Source organism: Jiangella endophytica, from assembly GCF_003427025.1.
Classification (GTDB): Bacteria; Actinomycetota; Actinomycetes; order Jiangellales; family Jiangellaceae; genus Jiangella; species Jiangella endophytica.
Window position 1 is genome coordinate 261,043 of record NZ_QVAI01000008.1, and the last position, 22,145, is coordinate 283,187.

8 protein-coding genes are annotated in these 22,145 nt (G+C 71.1%); all 8 read right to left on the reverse strand.

Annotated features, from left to right (window positions below; all coding sequences use genetic code 11):
• Positions 1–57: 57 nt before the first annotated feature.
• The 8 genes from DZA62_RS18175 to DZA62_RS18215 all read right to left on the reverse strand — a co-directional run bounded on the left by DZA62_RS18175 (position 58) and on the right by DZA62_RS18215 (position 22,142).
• Positions 58–2,172, reverse strand: a complete 2,115-nt coding sequence (locus DZA62_RS18175; protein ID WP_116950311.1) for a PQQ-dependent sugar dehydrogenase — start codon at positions 2,170–2,172, stop codon at positions 58–60.
• A 982-nt stretch (positions 2,173–3,154) separates the two neighbouring features.
• Complete coding sequence (locus DZA62_RS18180) at positions 3,155–6,484, reverse strand: PQQ-dependent sugar dehydrogenase (protein ID WP_116950312.1); 3,330 nt, start codon at positions 6,482–6,484, stop codon at positions 3,155–3,157.
• 27 nt (positions 6,485–6,511) lie between these two features.
• Positions 6,512–7,459, reverse strand: coding sequence for a sugar phosphate isomerase/epimerase family protein (locus DZA62_RS18185; RefSeq protein WP_116950313.1), 948 nt, complete (start codon positions 7,457–7,459; stop codon positions 6,512–6,514).
• A gap of 1,028 nt (positions 7,460–8,487) precedes the next feature.
• A complete protein-coding gene (locus tag DZA62_RS18195) occupies positions 8,488–9,681 on the reverse strand; it encodes an ROK family transcriptional regulator (RefSeq protein ID WP_116950359.1) in 1,194 nt (397 codons plus the stop codon).
• 66 nt (positions 9,682–9,747) lie between these two features.
• Positions 9,748–10,692: an ABC transporter substrate-binding protein gene (locus DZA62_RS18200; protein ID WP_116950315.1), complete on the reverse strand. Its 945-nt coding sequence runs from the start codon at positions 10,690–10,692 to the stop codon at positions 9,748–9,750.
• Positions 10,693–10,730: 38 nt separating this feature from the next.
• Entirely contained in the window at positions 10,731–11,372 is a 642-nt protein-coding gene (locus tag DZA62_RS18205) for a hypothetical protein (RefSeq protein ID WP_116950316.1), read from the reverse strand.
• Between the two features lie 176 nt (positions 11,373–11,548).
• A complete protein-coding gene (locus DZA62_RS18210) occupies positions 11,549–16,234 on the reverse strand; it encodes a ThuA domain-containing protein (protein ID WP_198663912.1) in 4,686 nt (1,561 codons plus the stop codon).
• Positions 16,235–16,361: 127 nt separating this feature from the next.
• On the reverse strand, positions 16,362–22,142 hold the full coding sequence (locus DZA62_RS18215; RefSeq protein ID WP_116950317.1) for a ThuA domain-containing protein: 5,781 nt from the start codon (positions 22,140–22,142) through the stop codon (positions 16,362–16,364).
• Positions 22,143–22,145 lie beyond the last annotated feature (3 nt).

A 22,145-nucleotide genomic window follows, 5' to 3' on the forward strand; every position in this document is an offset into this window, starting at 1 on the left:
GGTTCGCGCCCCGTGGACGGGAACCCGGCCGGTGCGTGCGTCCGGACGTTCAGGGCGTCAGCCCGCCGGAACGAGCACCACCTCCGCGCTGTCGCTCAGCGCCGGCACACCCTCGCCGGGGTCGTCGGTGTAGGTGGCGTTGAAGACGCCGGTCAGGTTGTCGCCCGGGTCGTGGCCGCCCGGCAGCGTCGTCAGCAGCGTGCCGCTGCAGCCGAGCGCCGTCGTCTGCGGGTGACCGTGGGTGTCGTGGCCGAGGATGTAGGTGACCCGCACCCGCGAGCAGTCCACCGGCTGGTCGTCGGTGACCTGCACCTCGTAGGCCACCTGGTCGCCGAAGCTGAACGTGTCGCCCGACTGCGGCGTCACGAACTCGACCTGCGGCGTGAGGTTGCCGACGATGACGTCGACCTCGGCCGACGCCGACTTGTTGCGGTGCTTGCCGCCGACGTCGGTGACCTTGAGCGTCGCGTGGTAGAGGCCGTTCTCCTCGTACGTGAAGGACGGGTTCCGCAGCCGGGAGTCGACCTTGCCGTCGCCGTCGAAGTCCCACTCGTAGCGCAGCCGGTCGCCGTCCTCGTCAGTCGTGCCGGCGCTGGAGAACTGCACCGACAGCGGCGCGAGCCCCTCGGTGACGTCGGCCGTCACCTTCGGCGTGGGCGTGTGGTTGCCCCCGACGCCGATGTAGTCGATGCGCGACAGCTGTGCGTCGGGGTTCTCGGCGAAGTAGCCGTCGCCGTACTCGAGCACGTAGAGCGCGCCGTCAGGGCCCCACTCGAGGTCCATGGGGTTGTCGGTGACGACCGACGGCACGAACTGCTCGATGGCCTCGACCGAGCCGTCGTCGCCGACGTGCACGCCCTGGATCCAGTCGCGGGTCCATTCGTAGAGCAGCGGCACGCCGTCGTAGTAGGCGGGCCAGGCGATCGGAGCACGACCTCGGGTGGTGCGCGGGTCGAAGTCGTAGGCCGGGCCGCCCATCGGGCCGATGCCGCCGGTGCCCAGCTCAGGGAACTCCGCCGACTCGCCGTAGCCGTACCAGATGTCGGGCTGCGTCACCGGCGGCAGCTCGGTCAGTCCGGTGTTGTGGGGCGACTCGTTGACCGGCGCCGCGCAGTCGAACGCGTCGCCGGACGCCTCGGTGCCGAAGTCGTAATCGACGTAGGGCAGCTCCGCCGTGGCGCAGTACGGCCAGCCGTAGTTCGCCGGCTCGCGGATGACCGTCCACTTCCCCTGCCCGGCCGGGCCACGAGCGGGGTCGGCCGCTCCGGCGTCGGGCGAGTAGTCGCCGACGTAGACGTGACCGGTCTCGGGCTGCACGTCGAGCCGGAACGGGTTGCGCAGGCCCATCGCGTAGATCTCCGGCCTGGTGCCCTCGGTGCCCGGGGCGAACAGGTTCCCTTCCGGGATCGTGTACGAGCCATTCCGTTGCACCTTGATCCGCAGGACCTTGCCGCGCAGATCGTTGGTGTTGGCCGAGGTGCGCTGCGCGTCGAACGCCGGGTTGCGGGTGGTCCGCTCGTCGATGGGCGCGAACCCGTCGGACTCGAACGGGTTGGTGTCGTCGCCGGTGCCCAGGTACAGGTTGCCGGCGTCGTCGAAGGCGATGTCGCCGCCGACGTGGCAGCAGATGCCGCGGTCGACCGGGACGTCCATGATGTGCTGCTCGGTCGAGAGGTCGATCTGGTCGCCCTTCAGCTCGAACCGGGCCAGGGTGATGTGCCCCTCGAACGGCTCCCAGTCCGCAGGCGTGCCCTCGAACAGCGCATCGCCCTCGTTGACCGTCGGGGTGTCGGGGTCGTCGAGCGGGGTGTCCAGCGGCGGCGAGTAGTAGAGGTAGATCCACTTGTTCGTCTTGCCGAACCCGGGATCGACGGCGATGCTCTGCAGCCCCTCCTCGTCGTGCTCGTAGACGTCGAGCTCCGCGGCCAGCGTGTTGAGCCGCGTGTCGGGGTCGTGCAGCCACACCTCGCCGGCACGGGTGGTGTGCAGGACCCGGCCGTCCGGGAGGACCACGAGGTCCATCGGCTCGCCGGGTGTGTCGTTGAGGGTGACCTTCTGGAACGCCGAGTCCGGCGGCGCCGCCTCCGGTGCACCCGATGCCGCGAGGCTCGGTGCCGCGACGAGCGTGGACGCGACGAGCGCCCCCGCCGCCATCAGTACGGCTTTGCGCATGCTGCCCTCCGATCACGGTGCGGAAGGCCTCAGATAAACGTCATGTTTCCACTATGTCAAGACGTTTGAAACAGTTTCGTCGTATACCGTGCAATCTCGTCGATGAGTTGTTGAAAGTGGACGGAAGGGGCCTAGCGGGCGTCGGGACGAGGGGTCGCCGAGGGTCGTCACGAGCGGAGGGATGAGCGAGAGCTCGCGTCGAGCGCAGGCGTTGCGGACTCTCCCGCCAGCGTGCGGTCGCGGCGGGTGTCGACAGTGGAGGGGTCGCGATCCTGGTGAGCCGATGGACCGATCGACCCGCGCGCGGCGGCTCGAGCACGGTCAGCTGTCAGGGCGACGGTGGACGTGCGGGCGCGCCCCACTTGGCGCACCGTGCGCTGCGGCTTCGATGCACGTGTGCCGTTGGGCGCTGTGGACATCGGTGATCATCGACGATCGCATACATCACCAGGCGCTCTGGTGCTTCACCAGGCGTGCATGCCTCGTGGAGCGGGAGAACTCCTGGTGGAGTGGGGTGTGAACCGATGTTCACGGGCGGTTGGTGTCGCCGGGGCGTCAGTGAGCCGCCTCGTGATCACCGTTCTCACCATGGCGCGCGCCCGCCACCGAGGCCGGGGTGACGGCAGGCGCAGCCGGCACCACGCACGCGAAGCCCGAGGCGTGTCCAGACGCCCGGCCCACCGTCACGCCGCGCCGACCGAGCCGACGGCCGACCGAGTGAGCGAGCGAGGGCACCGAGGTGCGGGGCGACGCGAACACGCCGTACCGAACCAGCGCGAGGCCGCCCGACCGCCGGTACGCCGGGCCACCGGATCGACATACCGGACGCGCGTTGTCAGTGCCCGCCCAGTGGGTGGGCACCCCACCCGAACGGGAGGGGACCGCACCCGAGCACCAAGCGACCGCCCGATCTACCGGACATGGCGAGGCACCGGTGGGCCGGTCTGCGGCCCGGCCCACCGGCGTGCTTCGAGTCAGCCCGTCAGCCTCCCAGCTGGGCGGTCAGCACCTCCGCGTGGTGGACGAGCACCGTCCGCGCGGCGGCGTCGGTGACGAACGTGGCGCTCCGGGCGGCGGACAGGAACTGGGCCAGCGACCGTACGGCGCTGTCGTTCCGGCCGGCCTCGGCGTGCCGGACCGCGGCGTCGAGATGCAGGCGCAGCCGGCTCTCACCCGCCGTCGTCAGCACGCCCGCGCCGTTGTAGTGCTGGACGATCGCGGCCAGGTCGGCCAGCGACGTCGTGACCGTGAACGTCGCCGACGCGGTGCCCTGCCGGCCGGCGTTGTCGGTGGCCGTGGCGGCCAGCGCGTGCTGGCCGACGGTCAGCGTCCAGAGCTGCACGGTGGAGCCGGACGCCAGCGGCGCGCCGTCCAGCGTCCCCGTCACCGAGGCGATCCCGGAGACCGCGTCGGTGCCGGCGAACGACGGCGAGAGCGTGCCGCTTGCCGCGTAGCTGCCGCCGTTCTGCACCCCGCCGATCGACGCGACCGGCGCGGTCTTGTCGATCTTCACCGTGACCGAGCCGACGGACGACACGTTGCCGCCGTTGTCGGTGGCCCGGTAGTGCACCGTCGTGCTGCCCTCGGCGGTGATGGTCAGCGGGTTGTTCGCGTTGACCCAGGTGACGCCGCCGTCGGTGGACCGCTGCCGGCTGGCGACGGTGCCGTTGTCGGTGGCGTTCACGGTCAGCGTGACGTCGCCGGTGTACCAGCCGTTCTGGCCGTTCGGCGTCGCCGGGCTGAGCGTGTGGCTGACCGTCGGCGGGGTCACGTCGGCCACGCCGTCGCCGATGAAGCGGACCTCGTCCAGGTCGAACCCGCTGGTCGACGTCAGGTACAGCCGGCCGGAGCCCGCCGGTGCGTTCGTCAGCGCCTGCTCCACCTCGAACCAGCCGGTCCGGTTGCGGAACGAGAGCTGCGCGAACGGCGGCGCCTTCGGGTCGTTCCAGCGCAGGTGCAGCGTGCCCCGTCCCCAGGCCCTGGCCACGATGCTGTCGATGTTGGCCAGGTTGACCGGGTCGAAGGCGATCCAGTCGCCGGCGTCGAACGACGTCACCTTGCGCAGGCCGTTCGCGTCGGGGTCGTCGGTGATCTGCACGCCGTTGCCGGCGTCGAACCACTCCGCCTGCTGCGTCTTCGGGTTCAGCAGCAGCGACGCCTCCCCGCGGGCCGGCGGGACGCCCAGGTGGCCGTTGTCGGTGTAGCCGACCACCAGCGCGCCGTAGATGTTCTCCGTCTCGCCGTGCTCCGGCGCGTCGGCCGGCGTCGGGACGCCGAACGTGCAGCCGGCGCCCGAGCTGAGCGGATGGGCGTGCTCGTCGTGACCCAGACCGAACGCCCAGCTCACCCGCGAGCAGACCGGCGTGTTGCCGTCCTCGGGGTCGCTGACGGAGACCGTCACCGGCACCGCCTGGCCCCAGTCGAAGAAGCCGCCGGTCGGGGTGTCGAGCGTGACCGTCGGGGCCACGTTGCCGACGGTGATCTGACTGGACCGGACGCCGAACTTGCCGGACGGGTCGGTGACCCGCAGCGCCGCGTTGTACTGGCCCAGCTCGGTGTAGGTGTGCGTGACGGTCACCCCGGTGGCGTCGAACGTGCCGTCGCCGTCGAAGTCCCACTCGTAGGTGAGCGCGGCGCCCTCGGGGTCGGCCGACGCCGAGGCGTCGAACGTCACCGTCAGCGGGGCGTTGCTGCTGGAGATCGGGTCGGCGGTGTAGCGCGCCTGCGGCGACTTGTTGCCCTCGGCGTAGTCGACCCGGTACAGGCCGGCATCGGGGTTCTGCCGGAAGAAGCCGTCACCGTACTCGAGCACGTACAGGGAGCCGTCCGGGCCGAACTCCATGTCCATGACGTTGTCCCAGATCGGCTGAGCGACATGGCTCAGGTGCGCGTTCGGCAGGAAGTCGGTGATGGCCGTGACCGGGCCGTTGGTGGCGAGGTCCAGCGTGAACACCGCGACGTAGTCCTGGGAGAACTCGGCGAAGAACGGGTGGCCGTCCCAGAACTCGGGGAACTTCGCCGGCGACGGGTTGTCCGGGTCGAACCGGTACACCGGGCCGCCCATCGGGCCCTGGCCGCCGCCGCCGAGGTCGGTCAGCTCCGGCCATGGCTGGTGGCTGGCGTTGTCGCCGTAGTACAGGTGCGGCGCGGTGGCCGGCGGGACGACGTCGAGGCCGGTGTTCCAGCGCGAGTTGTTCTGCGCGCCGGCCTCGCAGTCGAACCACGCCCCCGGCGTCGCCGTCGCGTAGTTCCACTCGTTGTAGTTGGCGTTCGGGCCGTGGCAGTACGGCCAGCCGCCGTTGATCGGCTCCAGCGTCGACTGCCACTCGACGTAGCCCATCGGGCCGCGGTCCGCGTTCGGCGCGCCGGCGTCCGGGCCGTAGTCGCCCCAGACCAATGCGCCGGTCTCGACGTCGTAGTCGATGCGGAACGGGTTGCGCACGCCCATGACGTAGATCTCCGGCCTCGCCTGCGCGGTGCCGGGCGCGAACAGGTTGCCGTCGGGGATCGTGTACGACCCGTCGTCCTCGACATGGATGCGCAGGATCTTGCCGCGCAGGTCGTTGGTGTTGCCCGGGCCGCGGCGGGCGTCGAAGCCAGGGTTCATGCCCGGTGCGTCGTTGTTCGGCGCGAAGCCGTTGGCGCCCGGCGTGCTCGCCGGCGTGTTGTCGCCCGTCGACAGGTACAGGTTGCCGTCGGCGTCCCAGGCCATGTCTCCGGCGACGTGGCAGCACTGCCCGCGCTGCGTCTCGACCTTGATGATCTGCTGCTCGGTGGACAGGTCGAGCGAGTCGGTCCCCTCGTCCCACTTGAACCGGGACAGGACGTTGTAGCCCTTCCAGCGGTCCCAGTAGGACTCGGTCTCGCCGGCCGGCAGCGAGTTCGGCGCGCTGCCCGTCGGCGTCGTCTGCGGGTACGGCGCCTCCATCACGCGCGGCGCGTACAGCAGGTAGACCCACTGGTTGGTGGCGAAGTCCGGGTCGATCGCGATCGTCTGCAGGCCGTCCTCGGAGTTCGCGTAGACGTCGATCGTGTTGATGACCTCGGTGATGCCCGTGGCCGGGTCGGTCAGCCGGACGTCACCGTTGCGGGCGGTGTGCAGGACGCGGGAGTCGGGCAGGACGGCGAGGTCGATCGGCTCGCCCGTGTTCTTGCTGAGCAGGATCTTCTCGTAGTTGTTCCAGTCCAGGGCCGGGTCGTCGGCGGCGGGGTCGTGGCCCTCGTGGGCGATCGCCGGTGCCGTCGCCGTCAGGGCTGCGACGGGGAGCAGGGCGGCGAGGAGCGCGGTGAGGGTGCTGCGTGTGCGGCGCATGCGGAGGTCCTCTCGTCGCGGGGCTGGTCAGCCGCGCAGCTCGTAGATGGCGTCGTAGCTGCGCTCCGCCGCACCCAGCGCGCCACCGGCGTCGGGCGACGTGTTCGGCGCGTTGTCCTGCTCGTACAGCGAGTAGTGCCGGCCGCGGGAGCCGATGCTGCTGTAGAAGCGCTGGAAGTCGATGTCGCCGGCACCGAACTCGACGATGTCGTACCCGTTCGCCGACGTCGACCGGCGGCCGTCCTTGGCGTGGAACAACGGGTAGCGCAGCCGGTTCGCGACGACGTAGTCGATCGGGTCGAAGCCCGGCGCGATGTGCTGGCCCACGTAGGCCCAGTAGACGTCCATCTCGAGGAAGACCAGCTTCGGGTCGGTCAGCGACAGCAGCAGGTCATAGAGCCGGACGCTCGGGTCGTCGTTGGCGAAACGGAACTCGTTCTGGTGGTTGTGGTGGTACCAGCGCAGCCCGCGGGCCTGCGCCGCCGCGCCGAACGCGTTGAACTCGGCGGCTGCCGCCTGGTAGCCGGCCACCGTCCGGTTCGCCGACGTCACCGGCTCGTTCGCCGTCCCGATGAACGGCAGGCCGAGGATCTCGGCGCGGTCCAGCTCCAGCTCGATGTTGCTGCGGAACGCGCCCAGGCCGACATGGCTGCCGATGCCCGTCAGCCCGTTGTCGTCGAGCAGCTGCTTGATCTGCTGCACCGTGATGCCCGGCTCCGCCGGCGACGTGTAGCCGGCGAACTCGACGTTCTTGTAGCCCAGCCGGGCCAGCTCCTCGAACACGACCCTGAAGCCGAGCGAGGAGACCAGGTTGCGGATGGTGAACAGCTGGATGCCGATCTTGCCCGGCGGCACCAGCATGCCCTTCGCCGCGTTCGCGGCGGACGGAGCGGCCAGCCCGGCCGCGGTCACCGCCATCGTCGTGCCGGCGACGGCGCCTAAGAACTGCCGCCGGTTGATCTCGGGACGTGCCATCTCGTTCTCCTCATTGAGCCGATCGACCGCAGAGCGGGATCTGTGACGGGATGCCAGGCGCGCGCCGAGCGATGCCCCCCTCCCTTCGCCCACGTGCCCGTGCGAACGCGCGAAAAGAAACCGGCCCGAAACGGCCGTTGATCACGCAAACTAGACGTCAGAGGAAACCCAGGTCAACAGTTTGCGGCGTACTTTCGAAACTTGACGTGGTAAGTAACGCGATTCGCCGGGGATAGTGAGCGTTGGCGCAGGCGCCCGGCGCCGTGCTCGCCCGGATGTCGGTGCCCGCCCATAGGGTGGGGGCCCTCCCTAGAGGGGCGGGGCATGCCGCCCGAAAGTGCGGGCGAGCAGCCGGAGCGCCACCCCCAGAGGCGGCCGGCGGACGGCGACAAGCAGCGGAGCCGGCCCCCAACCCAGCGCACGCGGCTGCGGCCAGCGGACCGGCGTGAAGCCCGCCCGTCGGCCGGGACCGAGTTGATCATGGAGAAGTCGGGGTTCCGGTGCGCCGGGAACCCCGACTTCTCCATGATCAACTTGCCGGAGCGCCGGAGGTGAACCCGACGGCGGCCAGCGGACACGGACCAACAGTGGAGTCGGTCGCCGAAACGCCACCCACGGCCAGTGAGCGGCCGGCGGAGCCCAAGAAGAGCGGAGGCAGGAGCCGGGCCCATTTCCGGGGCGGCCCCCTGACGCTGCTTGAACCGGGGGCCGCGGGTGGCCGGGTCAAGCGGTCCCCGCCCGCGCGAAGCGCCAGAACTGGTCCGCTCGAGGCGGCGTCCCGCGCCCCCGACAATGGAGAGCAGCAGGGGGCCGACCAACGCGGCAAACCCAGCCAACGGAAGCCCGGCCCACCAAGAAACCGGCCAACAGGAAGACCCGGCCATGCCGCCCAGCGACATGCACAGCTTCGTGTGTGATGGAGTCAGAACCCACTCCACGAGACTGGCCCACCACTGGCCCAAGCGGCCCCGGCCAGCCCAAAGCGGCCCCAGCGCCCCGGCCAGACTCGAGCGGCCCGGCCCCGTCCGTCAGGGGGCGGCGAAGATCGCGTCGCTGATCAGGGCCGCAGCGCCCACCACGCCCGCGTCGTCGCCCATTTCGCTGAGCACGACCGGGAGGTTGCCGGTCGCCAGCGGGAGGGAACGCCGGTAGACCACGCCGCGGATCTCGGCCAGCAGCGGGTGCCCGAGCCGCGCTACCCGGCCGCCGATGACGATGAGGCCGGGGTTGAAGAACGACACCAGGCTGGCCAGCACCCAGCCGACCCGATGGCCGCCGTCGCGGATCATCTGGACGGTGAAGGGGTCGCCCATGGCCACCGCGGCGGCGACGTCGGCGCCGGTGAGCTCGCCCTTCTCGGCGAGCAGCGAGGCCAGCGCCGGCGAGCGTCCGCCGCGCGCGGCCGCCAGGGCGTCGCGGGCCAGGGCAGAGCCGCCGAAGAACGCCTCGAGGCAGCCGGTGTTGCCGCACGCGCAGGTCGGGCCGAACTCCTCGACCCGGATGTGGCCGATGTCGCCCGCGCAGCCGTCGACGCCACGGTAGAGCTGGCCGTCGACGACGATGCCGCAGCCGATGCCGGTGCCGATCTTCACGAACAGGAAGTCGCGGGCGTTCTTGGCGACGCCGGAGTGCTGCTCGCCCAGTGCCATGACGTTGACGTCGTTGTCGAGCAGCACGGGGCAGCCCAGCTCGCGGGCGAGCGCGTCGCGGACCGGGTAGCCGTCCCACCCGGGCATGATCGGCGGCGAGACCGGCATGCCACCGTGGAAGTCGACCGGGCCGGGGACGCCCACGCCGACGCCGGCCGGGCGGGTGACGCCGTGTTCGGCCAGGACCTTGTGGGTCAGCTCGAGGGCGCGCGCCAGCACCGGCTCCGGGCCGAGGCGGACGTCCATGTCGATGGAACGCTGCCCGAGCACCGTCAACCGGCCGTCGGTGAGCGCGACGGACACGGTGGTCGCACCGATCGCCACCCCGACGAACCGCACGTCGGAGGAGAGGTCGACCAGGGTCGAGCGACGCCCGCCGCGCGACGCGGCGGGGCCGGCGCCCTCGGCCAGCCCCAGCTCGGTCAGCCGGCTGACCTCGCTGGCCATGGTGGTCCGTGAGACTCCGAGCCGGTCGGCGAGCTCCACCCGCGAGAGCGGCCCCTCGTCGCGCAGCAGCTTGAGGACTTTCGCCTGGGTCGCCGTCTCCGGCCGACCGGCGAGCGTGTGCGCCATGAAGCCATCGTGCCACACTTTCGCCGGGTCACCGCGAAAGTGTCTCCCATCGTGAGAGCGGACGTCTCAGGCCTCGGTCCCCGCGATGGCCTCCAGCTCGTCCAGGATGAGGTTGGCTCCGAGGACGCCGATGCCGAGCATCCAGGTGTCGTCCTCGACCTCATGGACGTCGCCCGCGGCGATGGCGGGCAGGCCGGTCCAGAGCCGCTCGACGGCCGGGCGGGTGGTGGTCTGCGGGTCGCCGTAGCTGGTGTGGATGACGAGGTCGCCGTCGATCTGCTCGAACTCCTCGGGGCTCAGCTCGGCCATCGAGTACTCGTTCCAGGTGTGGTCGCCCAGGTCGAAGCCGACCTCGGTGAGAATGGAGCCGGAGAAGGTGTCGGGGCCGTACAGGCGGAAGTTCTCCGGCAGGAACCGCACCATCGACACCGTCCGGCCCGCGGCGCCGACGGAGTCGCCGATGGCGGCGGCGCGCTCGGCGAACTCGTCCAGCAGCGCGTCGGCGTCGTCCTGACGGTTCAGCGCGGCGCCGACGATCTGGACCTGCTCCTTCCAGTTCGTGCCGGAGTCGGCGGAGAACACCGTCGGCGCGATCCGGCTGAGGTCGGCGTACAGCGCCTCGTGCCGGACCCGGGCGCCGATGATGAGGTCGGGCTCCAACTGCGCCACGGCCTCGACGCTCGGCTCGACGGTCAGCCCGACGGTCTCGACGCCGTCCAGGTCGCCGAGGTAGGCGGGGTACCCGGCGCCGGCCTCCGCCTCGGTGGCGCCGACCGGCGTGACGCCGAGGGCGACGGCGGCGTCGAGGTGCGGCGAGTCCAGCACGACGACGCGCTCGGGCTCGGCCGGCAGCTCGGTCGTCCCCATGGCGTGCTCGACGGTGTACCCGGCGCCGCCGCTCGCCTCCGCCGCCGGCTCGTCGTCACCACCGGACCCGCAGGCGGCCAAGGCAAGAGCGGCGAGGACGGTGACGGCGGACGCGGCGCGGAGGCGGCGGGGCACAGGACGCATGCCCCGCAGCCTATCCGGCCAAGTTAGGCTAACCTCATCTACCCTCCGGTGTGGTTCGTGTGATCCTCCTCGGACGGTTCGAAGCCGACGCCGCCGTGCGGGTCGACCTCCTCTCCGGGTCGCGACGGCAGGGTGATGTGGACGTGACCGTTGCCGACGTCGATGTTGAGGACGTCGAGCTGCGTGGCGGCCACGGACCAGGCCGCCACCGCCTGGTCGCGCAGCCGCCCGGCCAGCTCCAGCAACCGGTCCTGCTCAGGCCCGGCCGGCGCCGCGACGGCGGACTCGTACGCCGTCGCCGCGGAGCCGAGCAGGTCGATGGCCAGCAGCAGGCCGTTGCGCGCGGTGTTGAACTCGGTCGAGCCGGACGGCGGGTCGCCGAAGGTGCCGATGGCGGCGCCGACGGCCGAGTGCCAGGCGGTGGGGTCGACGGCGGGTGAGACCACCGCCTGCCCGCCGGCCGGCACCACCGTGTGCAGACCGTCGATCACGTTGAGCAGCCCGGCGTGCGCGGCGGTCGTCTGCTCGGTCAGCTGGCCGACCAGTTCGACCTGACGCACCTCTTCCTGGGCCTCCAGTTCGGCGACGCGATCGGCCACCGGGTCGTCGTCGTCGCGGCCACCGCTGAGCACCAGCGTGGCCAGCACGATGTTGACGGCGGCGAGGACCACCGCGACCACGATCCAGAAACCCCGGCGCCGGGGCGGGGTCTGCTGCCCCGGCGCCGGGGACGAGGACCGGCCGGCACCGGTCCCCCGTCCTCCGCGCGCGCTCGGTCTCCGTGATTCGTCGCGTCGGTTCGCCACGTTCGCAGGACGTTGAGCTTGCACGGTGACGTCTCCCTTCTTCTGGGTGGTCAGAGGCGCGCCCGCAGGGCGTCGCCCATGCGGAGCAACTCGGCTCGAACCGCCTCATCCTGGACGGTGCCGGCGACGGCACCATAGCGATCCAGCGACCGCTCGGCCTGCGCGGTCTGACCGTCCTGGGCCAGCCGCGACGCCATGGACAGGTGCTGCACCAGCTGCCGTTCCTGCTGCCGGTTCAGCGCGCCGCGGTCGAAGTGGTCCGAGACGAGCGTGGTCGCCGACTCGAACGTGAACTCCTGGATCCGGACGTTCCGGAAGTACACGTCGTCGCCGTTGCCGTGGTTCTGGATCCCGATGAAGCTCGGCTGGTTCATCCGGTTCGGGTCGGTGTCGGTGTAGTCGTTGATCTTCGTGCCGTTGAGGAAGACCTGGATGCGGTCGCCCTGCACGACGATCTCGTAGGCGTTCCACTCCCCCGGCGGGTTGAGCGCCGCATCGCGAGCCGCGACATCAGCGCTCTGGAACGCGTAGACCGCACCGGTCGTCCGGTCCGGCGCATCGGTGGCGTCGATCTGGATCTCGTGACCCTGGTTGACGGCCAGCCACGGGTCGGTCCCCGGGTTCGGGAACCCGACGAAGACGCCGGAGTTGTCGTCGCCCGGCATCATCCAGTCAAGTTTGAGCGAGTAGTCGGTGAACGCCTGGTCGTACCAGTAGAGCCCCAGCCCGCCGTACGAGACCAGCTCGCAGTCGGCGTGCAGGAACCCGCCCGGACCAGCCATGCGCCACGGCGCCAGGCTGTCCGCCGTCCCGTCGAACAGGCTCTGGTAGCCCGCACCCGGGTCCGTCGGGTCGCACTGGACGACCGGCGCCTCGCCGAAGGTGAAGCGCTCGAACGTCGCCGGCTGGCCGACGCCGTTGAACGCGGCCAGGCCGATACGCGCGTTGGGCAGCCCGGACGTCGGGCGCGGCCGGCCGAACGCCGTCCACTCCTCACCGTCGGCGGACCAGTACGCGGTCAGCGTCGCGCCGTTGCTCACGATCTTCACGTGGGCGTTCTCGTTGATGCCTTCCGGCAGCGGCCCGGAGCGGTCCAGCGCGGCGTCGAACACCGCCTGCCCGCCCTGGTTGAGGCCGAACTCGAACCGCCAGCCCACGCCGGGGATGTTGATGAGCACGGCCTTGGCGAAGTTCTGGTCGCCCGAGTGGACGATCAGCCCGGCCTGCTCGTAGTCGCCGCCGGCCGGGAGGGCCAGCTGGGTGGTCGCCTCGAAGCCGGCCGCCGGGTCGGCGATCGGCTGCAGGACGACGTTGGCGGCGGTCGTGTTGCCGCCGAACATGTCGCCCTCGAGCGCGCCGATGCGCAGCTTCGCGCCGTCGACGCCGAGCGCCTCGGTGTTGGGCCGCAGGATCGTCGACCACCGGCAGCGGTCCAGCGCGGTGCCGTCGAACTCGTCGTTCGGGTCGACCTCGGCGCCGGGGTCCTCGCACGCCGCCGCGTCCGAGCTGAACGTGAACGCGTCGATGTCCATCAGGCCGCCGCCGCTGCCCTGGAACACCAGGTAGAGCGGGCCGGTCCCGGTGCCCGGGTCGGTGACGGGGACGGGTTCGAGGTCGACGTAGTTGTCCGGGCTGCCGGTGTGCGGCACCTCCGCCACCGCCGCGAGCGGACCGTCCGGCGCGCCGGTACGCAGCTCGACGGTGCCGCCGGGGCCGCCGGCCGACACCCGCAGCTGCACGGACTTCGCGCCGGCCAGGTCGTACGGCTCGAACGAGATCCAGTCGCCGGGATCGATGTAGCCGACCCGGGCGCCGCCCTCGGCCCCGCCGTGGCTGACCACCTGGACGCCGTTCTGCGCGGAGAAGTGCTCGGCCTGACGGTGCCGCGGCTGCAGCACCAGCTCGGCCGTTCCGGTGACGGGGACGGTGTCGGGCGACGGCGGCGTGTCGGTGTACTCGGCCAGCAGCAGCCCGAAGATGTTGTCGTCGGTGCCGTGCGCGCCGTCGGTGCCGGTGGAGATGGTGCCGGAGCACCCGGTGACCGACTCGCCGCCGTGCGTGTGCTGGTCGTGGCCGAGCGCGAACGTCACCTCGACGTCGGCGCAGTCGACCGGCTGCCCGTCCGGGTCGGTGACGCTGACCTCGAACGCGACGTCCTGTCCGAAGGTGAACAGGCCGCCGTCGGGCGGCGACTCGAACTCGACCACCGGCGCGGTGTTGCCGACGACGACGTGCGCGGTGGCCACGCCGGTCAGCCCGGACGAGTCGGTGACGGTGAGCGTCGCCGTGTACTCGCCGTTGGCGGTGTACGTGTACGACGCGTCCGGCGAGGACGAGTCGACCGTCCCGTCGGTGGTGAAGTCCCACGCGTAGGTGAGGACGTCGCCCGGGTCCGGGTCGGTGGACCCCTCGGACGAGAACTGCACGGTCAGCGGCGCCAGGCCGGACGTCGGCGTCGCGGTCGCGATGGCGGACGGCGAGCGCGTGCCGGCGACGTAGTCGATGCGGTAGAGCGCGGAGTTCGCGTCGCCGTTGAAGAACCCGGTGCCGTAGTCGAGCACGTACAGCGACCCCTCGGGCCCGAACTCCAGGTCCATCAGCTGCGTGTTCTGCATGAAGCTGGAGAACGCGCCGATGTGCAGTGGGCCGTCGGACCCGACCGACATGTTCTTGATCCAGCGACGGCCGAACTCGTAGGCGAAGAACTGCCCGTCGTAGTACTCGGGGAACTTCGTCTCCGACTCCAACTCCGGGTCGTACCGGTACACCGGGCCGGCCATCGGCGACTCGCTGCCGCTGCCCAGTTCCGGCACCGAGCCGCCGTCGTAGGGCAGCCACGCGGCGACCGCGGGTGGCACCGTCGCCAGCCCGGTGTTCAGCGCCGAGTCGTTCGCCGCCCCGCCGGCACAGTCGAACTTCGCGCCGACCGCGTCCTGCGTGCCGTCGTTCGGGTCCGGCTGACCGGTGTTCGGGTCGATGCCGTAGTAGGAGGTGAACTCGCGGTCGGCGTACGTCTCGGCCGCCGTGTTGCGGCCGGTGCAGTAGGGCCAGCCGAAGTTGCCCGGTTCGGTGACCCGGTTGAACTCGACCTGGCCGCCGGGGCCGTACTGGTTCGGGCCGCCGGAGTCGGGGCCGTAGTCGCCCACCCACACATCGCCGGTCTCCTGGTCGACGCTGATGCGGAACGGGTTGCGGAAGCCCATTGCGTAGATCTCCGGCCGGGTGAGCTCCGGGTCCGACGTCGCCGGCGGGAACAGGTTGCCCGCCGGGATCGTGTACGACCCGTCCTCCTCGACGGCGATCCGCAGGATCTTGCCGCGCAGGTCGTTGGTGTTGCCGGAGGTGCGGCGCGCGTCGAACTGCGGCGCGCGGGTCGCCCGGTCGTCGATCGGCGAGTACCCGTTGGACTCGAACGGGTCGGTGTCGTCGCCCGTGGACAGGTAGAGGTTGCCGTCGGCGTCGAAGTCGATCTCGCCGCCGTGGTGGCAGCAGTTGCCGCGGTCCTGCGGCACCTGCAGGATCACCTGCTCCGAGGCCGGGTCCAGCACCCCGCCCGTGAACTGGAACCGGGACAGGTTGTTGTGGCCCTCGTAGGCCTCCCAGATCGACGGATCCAGGCTGGAGTGCGCGACCTCGCCGGGCGGCGTGGCCAGCGGCGGCGAGTAGTAGAGGTACACCCAGCCGTTGGTGGCGAAGTCCGGGTCGACGGCGATGCCCTGCATGCCGTCCTCGCGGAAGTCGTACACCGGGATGTCCGCCGCCAGCGTCGTCTGGCCGGCCGCCGCGGTGTAGAAGACCCGGCCGTCGCGCGACGTATGCAGCGCGCTGCCGTCGGGCAGTACGGCGACGCCCATCGGCTCACCCATCTCCTGCGGGCCGCGGGCCAGCGTGACCTGGTCGAAGTTCTCCGTGACGGTGGCGCCGCAGTCGGCGTCGACGGCTCCCGCGGCGGTCTCGATGCCGCCCGCCAGGTGCTCGCGGAACTCCGCCTCGGCGTAGGACTCCTGCGTGTGCCCGCCCCCGGTGTACCAGGACCGGCCGCCCTCGTAGTCCTGACACCAGGCGATCGGGTGGTCCGCGCCCATGACGTCGCCCTCGTAGCTGTCCGCGTCCAGCGACGCCAGCACGTGGACGTCGCCGCGCGGGCTGGCGCGGTAGTCGTACCACTCGTCGGTGCGCTCCCACCGGTCCGGCAGGTGCTGCGTGGACGGGTGGACGCGGTCCTCGACGACGACGGTGGCCGGCTGGATCTGCGGGTGCGACTGGAAGTAGGCGCCGACCAGCCCGCCGTACCAGGCCCAGTCGTACTCGGTGTCGGCGGCCGCGTGCACGCCGGCGTAGCCGCCGCCGTCGGCGACGTAGCCCTCGAACGCGGCCTGCTGCTCGTCGTTCAGCACGTCACCGGTGGTGGAGAGCCACACGACGACGTCGTACTGCGCGAGGTTCTCCGGGGTGAAGGTGGCCGCGTCCTCGGTCGCGGTGACCTCCCAGCCGCGTTCGGCGCCGAGTTCCTGGATGGTGGCGATGCCGGTCGGGATGGAGTCGTGCCGGAAGCCGGCGGTCTTGCTGAAGACGAGGACGTGGACGCCCTCGTGCATGGTCTCGAACTCCTGGGCGGCGACGGGCTCGGCGGCGGCCGGCGCCGTGGTCGCGGCGAGCGGCAGGAGCAGCGCTCCGGCCGCGGCGATCGCCGCGGATCTGAGCAGGGGTCGTGGGCCTCTCGATTGGCGTGGCAACGTTGCCTCCTCGAATGCGGTGCGTGCGCCCCTGACCCCCGTCCACCCGCCTCGGCCGCGAGTGTGGTGCCGGGTGCCGGGCGGCGGTGACGATGACCACCGCCGCCCGGCACGTCTCAGCGAGACATCACAGCTGAGCTCGCAGCGCGTCGGCGTACGCCAGCAGCCAGCCGCGCGCGGTCTCGTCCGTCACCCCCTCGGCGGTCGCGACGAACCGGTTGAGCGACTGGGTGGCGCCGTCTGTGACGCCCTGCCCGGCCAGCCGCTCGGCGTTGGCCAGGTGGGTCGACAGCTGGACGCCCTGGTTGCGGTTGACAGTGCCGTCGTCGCGGTACCGCTGCACCAGCGCCTTCGCGCCGTCGTACGTGGCGACGACCTCGAACGCGACGGTCGTCTCCGCGGCGTTGCCCGCCTCGTCGACGGCCGTGGCGACCAACGTGTGCGCGCCCAGCTCAGGCGTGACGGTCGACGGGTTCTCCACCGCCGCGCCGTCGAGCGTGAGCGACACCGCCACCTCGCCGGACACGTCGTCCGTCGCCGTGGCACTCAGCTCCAGCCCGGTGGCCAGGTCGTAGCTGCCGCCGTCGGCGACACCCTCGACCGTGATCACCGGCGGGGTGGTGTCCGGCTGGTCCGTCGTGAGACGGAAGTAGTCGAACGCCACCGTGACCGGCTGGGTCTGCTGCGGACCGATCGCCATGAGGCCGAACGAGGTGAGCTCGGCGTCGTTGGTGACCGGGTCGCCCAGCGAGGTCCAGTTGACGCCGCCGTCGCTGATCTCCGCCGCGTAGGTGTCACCGCTCTTCGTCATCCGGAGGTAGAACCAGCCGCTCTCGCTGGTCTCCGGGATGTCGATGTTGCGGTTGCCGCCGTTGCCGAACTGGCCGCCCTTCTCCGAGACCAGCTCGGCCCGGAGGTTGGTCGGCGCCGTGGCGGCGTTGTTCGCGACGACGTCGAACTTCACGTAGTTGTCGTCATCGCCGTACACCATCAGGCCGGCCAGCTGCCACTGGTGCAGCATGGTCGGCGTCAGCCGCGTCTCGATCGTCCAGTCACCCTGGGCCACGTCCTCGGGGATGCGCTGCAGGATGAAGTTGCGCGGACCCTCGTTGGCTGACCCGTTGATGTCGCCCGGCTGGGTCTGGATCCGCAGCTGGCCGTCGGCCACCGAGACCTTCGACGAGTCGTACCGGACCACCGAGTTCCACCGGCAGCCGTCGATCGCGCTGCCGTCGAACTCGTCGGAGATTTCGACGTCGTCACCGGTGTCCTCGATGTCCGGCGTGATGGTGAAGTGGTCGAAGACCGCGTTCACCGAGTGCGCCGCCGTGTCGCCGGCCGCCACCAGGCCGATCGTCGAGCCCTCGATCACCTGGGCCGCGCCGGCCAGTGCCGTCCACGCCTCGCCGTCGGCCGAGTAGGCCGCCGTCACCTGCTCACCGTTGCTGACCAGCCGCAGGTGCGCCGTCGACGGGAAGTCCGCCGGCAGCGTGACGTTGGCGTGCCAGGTCCGGGTACCCGCGGCCTCGGTCTGGAACTCGAGGATGCGGCTGCCGGAGTTGGTGCGGGTGAAGGCCAGCTTGACGTAGTCGTCGTCGGTGCCGTGCATCAGCAGGCCGGCGTGCTGCCACTCGCGGGTGTGCTCCAGCGAGACCGCAGTCTCGACGGTCCACTCACCGCCGCGGGTCGGCTGGCCGACGTAGCTGATCGGGCCCTCGACGGCCTCGTTGATGTCGCCGTTGGTGACCGGCAGCACCAGACCGCCGTCGGCGACGCTCACCGGGAGGTCGTCGGCGCTGCGCACCGTCGTCCACCGGTTCTCGTCCAGCGTGTCGCCGTCGAACTGGTCGGTCCCCGTGACGAGGCAGACGGGCGGTTCCTCCTCACCGGGCTCCTCACCCGGCAGGCCGTCCTCGAGCACGAAGTCGGTGAACGTCGCCGTCGTGCGGGCGCTGCCGCTGTGCGCGGTGACGGCCAGGCCGATGTCCTGGACGTCGGTCGCCCCCGGCAGCGCGACCGGCTCGCCCACCTGCGTGAACGTCTCGCCGTCGCGGCTCCAGTACGACGTGTACAGGTCGCCGTCGCGGACGATCCGCACCCACGCCGGGAAGCCGTTCTGGCCGGCGCCGGTGCTGGCGTCGAGCTGGCCGTTGCCGTCGCTGTCGCGCAACCACTCGAAGCTCAGCCCCGCCCGCATCGTCATCGCCGCGTAGCCCGGCGAGACGCCCGGCTGTGTGACGTCGTTGCGGACGATCAGGCCGGCCTTGGCGGAGTTGTTCGAGTTGGTCTGGCTGACCACCTTCGCCGTCGCCGTCCACTGGTCGCCGGTGGCCCCGGCCGCACCGGGCAGGTACACGGCGCTGTACTCGTCCGTCCCCTGCCACATGTTGCCGCCGCCGGACTCGACCACCCAGGTGTTGTTGTCCGGACGGTCGAACGTGCCGTTCGCGGCCGCGTGCGAGAACGTCAGCCAGTCGCCGAACAGGTCGCCGATCTCCACCTGCACGATCCGCGACGTCGACGTGGCGCCGAGGTCGTTGGTGGCGACCGCGGTCAGCTGGTAGCGCTGTTCCGCGGACACCGTCCACGTGGCCTCGAACGGCGCCTCGGTGTCGACGCCGATGGACTCGTCGCCGACGAAGAACTCGACCTGGGTGATCGTGTTCTCCGCGTCGCTGGCCTCGGCCGTGACCTGGACCTCGCCCAGGTCCAGCTCGTCGGCCGGCGTCGGGGCGGTGATGGCGACCTTGGGCTTCGTCGTGGTCGCGGCGCCCTTGCCGTCGGCCTCGATGAAGTTCAGCCGCCGCTCGCCGGCGCCCGGGAACACCACGTAGAGCGTGAAGCTCTCGCCCGGGTCGTCGACCTCGACCCGCACGTCGGCGTAGGAGCCGGAGCCCGTCGCCGGGACCTGGCCGGTGCCGAGGAGCGGGCCGTCGGGCGCGTCGCGACGCAGTTCGACGGCGCCGGCCGTGACGGCCGATGCCCGCAGCACGAGCGCGTCGACGTTGTACAGGCTGACCGGGTCGTACGACGCCCAGGCGCCGTTCTGGCCGGCGATCGCGCTGCCGTGCCCCTCGACGTCACGCGACGGTCCGGTGGTGACGCCCTGCGCCGCGGCGTAGAACTCGCCCTCCCGCTGCCGCGGGAACAACCGGGTGAGGTCCGAGCCGGTCAGCGCGGGGATGTCGCCCTCACCGCCGCTGTCGGTGTACCGGCCGTCGAGGACGTAGAACACGTTCATGTCCTCGCCGTGGCCGCCGCCGAGCGCCGTCGTCACCGAGCCGGTGCGCCCGCTGAGCGGGTCGGCCGGGTGGGCGTGCTCGTCGTGGCCGAGGGCCGGCTGGATGATGACGTCGGCGTCGTCGATGGTCTCGTCCTCGGCGTCGCTGACGCTGAGGTCCCACGCGACGGTGTCGCCGAAGTCGAAGAACGAGCCGTCCGGCGGCACGTCGAAGTCGACCTCGGGACGGGTGTTGCCGACGGTGATCGGCACCGTGGTGGTGCCGGTCTTGCCCGCGGGGTCGGTCACCGTGAGGCGGGCGTTGTAGACGCCGTTCTCGGTGTAGGTGAACGACGCCTGCGCGTCGGTGGAGTCGACGGTGCCGTCACCGGTGAAGTCCCACTCGTAGGTGAGCGCCTCGTTCTCCGGGTCGGTGCTGCCGGAGCCGTCCAGCTGGACGGCCAGCGGCGCCTGGCCGGAGTCCGGTGTCGCCGTCGCGTGCGCCACCGGCGAGCGCGAGCCGGACACGTAGTCGACGCGGTACAGGCCCGAGTTCGGGTTGTCGCGGCCGAAGCCGCCGCCCCAGTCGAGCACGTACATCGAGCCCTCGGGACCGAACGAGGAATCGATCGGCGCCATCCACTGCTCACCGGGCAGGAACGGGTTGATCTTCTCGAGCGCACCCGACTCCTCGTTGAGGTCGATCGAGTACATCCTGTTCTTCGCCCACTCGTAGAAGAACGGCTTCCCGTCGTAGTACTCCGGGAACTTCGTGTCGGACTCGAGCTCCGGGTCGAAGTCGTAGAACGGGCCGCCCATCGGCGCCAGCCCGCCGCCGGCCGGGATGACCCCCGGGACCGACGAGGTCTGGTAGCCGTAGTACATCTCCGGCTCCTGCGCCGCCGGCAGCTCGGTGAGGCCGGTGTTGCGGACGGAGTCGTTGATCGGGTTGTCGCAGTCGAAGTAGTCGCCGACCGTCACCGGGTTGGTGCGGTAGTCGACGTCGCGGTACGGCTCGTTCGGGCCGATGCACAGCGGCCAGCCGTAGAAGCCGGGCTCCTTGATGAGGTTCCACTCGACCATGCCGGCCGGGCCCCGGTTCGCGTTGGCGCTGCCGTTGTCGGGACCGTAGTCGGCCACGCCCAGCCAGCCGGTCTGCGGGTCGATGGAGAACCGGAACGGGTTGCGGAAGCCCATCGCGAAGATCTCCGGGCGGGTGTCCTCGGTTCCCGGCGGGAACAGGTTGCCCTCGGGGATGGTGTAGCCGCCGTCCGCCTGCGGGGTGATCCGCAGCACCTTGCCGCGCAGGTCGTTGGTGTTGGCCGACGTCTCGCGGGCGTCGTGGAAGGTCCCGTCGCGCTCGGACAGCGGGGCGTAGCCGCCCGACGGCTCCGAGTGCGGGTTCACGTCGTCGCCGACACCGAGGTACAGGTTGCCCTGGGCGTCGAACTCCAGACCGCCGCCGGTGTGGCCGGGCTCGTCGGGGAGCCGGCGGGCCGGCACCTCGAGCACGACGACCTCGGACGCGGGATCGATCTGCGAGCCCTCGCCGACGGTGAAGCGCGACAGCGTGCTGATGAAGTTCGCCGGGTCGGACTCGTTGGCACTGGCCTTCGAGTGGTAGACGAACAGGTGCCCGTTGGTCTCGAAGTCCGGGTCCAGCGCGATGCCCAGCAGGCCGTCCTCACCACCGGAGTACACCGGGATCGTGATGGCCGTCGACGTGGTCTGGCTGACCGGGTCGTAGACGCGGATCTGCCCGCGGACCAGCTCGGTGAAGAAGACGCGGCCGTCGGGCGCGACGTCCATCGCGAACGGCGCGCTGGTGTTCTGGTCCAGCGGCACCCGCTCGAACTGCTCCCACACGGTGCCGCCGCAGTCGCCCTCGGCCACGCCCGCGGCCCACTGCACGCCGCCGACGATGTGCTGGACGAAGTCGGGCTCCTGTGTGTAGTGCGCACCGAAGTGGCCCATGGCCGTCACCCAGGCGCGACCGCCGTCATACGGCTTGCACCAGGAGATCGGGTGGTCGTAGCCCTGGGCGTTGCCGCCCGGGTCGTAGGTGGTCTCGTCCATCGTCGCCAGCACGTGTGCCGTGCCCCGGACGTTGGTCGAGAAGTTGTACCACTCGTCGGCGCGCTCCCAGCGCTGCGGCAGGTGCGTCGTCGACGGGTGCACGCCGTCCTCGATGCGGACGATGCCCGGCAGGCCCGGGCTGCTGCCCGTGGCCGCGTGGCCCGGCATCAGCGAGCCGATGAGGGTGTCCCACCAGGCGTAGTTGCCGCGCATGTCCGCGGCGTTGTGGATGGCGACGATGCCGCCACCGGCCTGCTGGTAGCGCTCCATGGCGGCCTTCTCCTCGGCCGTCCACGGGTCGCCGGACGCCTGGAACATCACCAGCGCGTCGAAGTGGGACAGGTCCTCGTCGTTGAAGATCGAGGAGTCCTCGGTGTGCTCCGAGGTGATGCCGGCGGACTCGAACGCCGCCTGCAGTACGGGCACACCCTGCGTGATCGCCTCGGTGTGCCGGAACTGGGTGGTCTTGGTGAAGATCAGGACGTGCGCTGCCTCGCCGTGCTCACCTTCGTGAGCCGTCGACGGAAGCGCCGTGAGCAGTGGTATCGCCAGGACGGCGGCGAGCGCGACGGCGAGGAGCCGGGCCCACCGTCGGCGGGTGGCCACGATCATGAG

Excerpts from the sequence above, each read along its gene's own strand:
- DZA62_RS18175 (WP_116950311.1), bottom strand. The coding sequence starts at position 2,172 with ATGCGCAAAGCCGTACTGATGGCGGCGGGGGCGCTCGTCGCGTCCACG.
- DZA62_RS18180 (WP_116950312.1), bottom strand. The coding sequence starts at position 6,484 with ATGCGCCGCACACGCAGCACCCTCACCGCGCTCCTCGCCGCCCTGCTC.
- DZA62_RS18185 (WP_116950313.1), bottom strand. The coding sequence starts at position 7,459 with ATGGCACGTCCCGAGATCAACCGGCGGCAGTTCTTAGGCGCCGTCGCC.
- DZA62_RS18195 (WP_116950359.1), bottom strand. The coding sequence starts at position 9,681 with ATGGCGCACACGCTCGCCGGTCGGCCGGAGACGGCGACCCAGGCGAAA.
- DZA62_RS18200 (WP_116950315.1), bottom strand. The coding sequence starts at position 10,692 with ATGCGTCCTGTGCCCCGCCGCCTCCGCGCCGCGTCCGCCGTCACCGTC.
- DZA62_RS18215 (WP_116950317.1), bottom strand. The coding sequence starts at position 22,142 with ATGATCGTGGCCACCCGCCGACGGTGGGCCCGGCTCCTCGCCGTCGCG.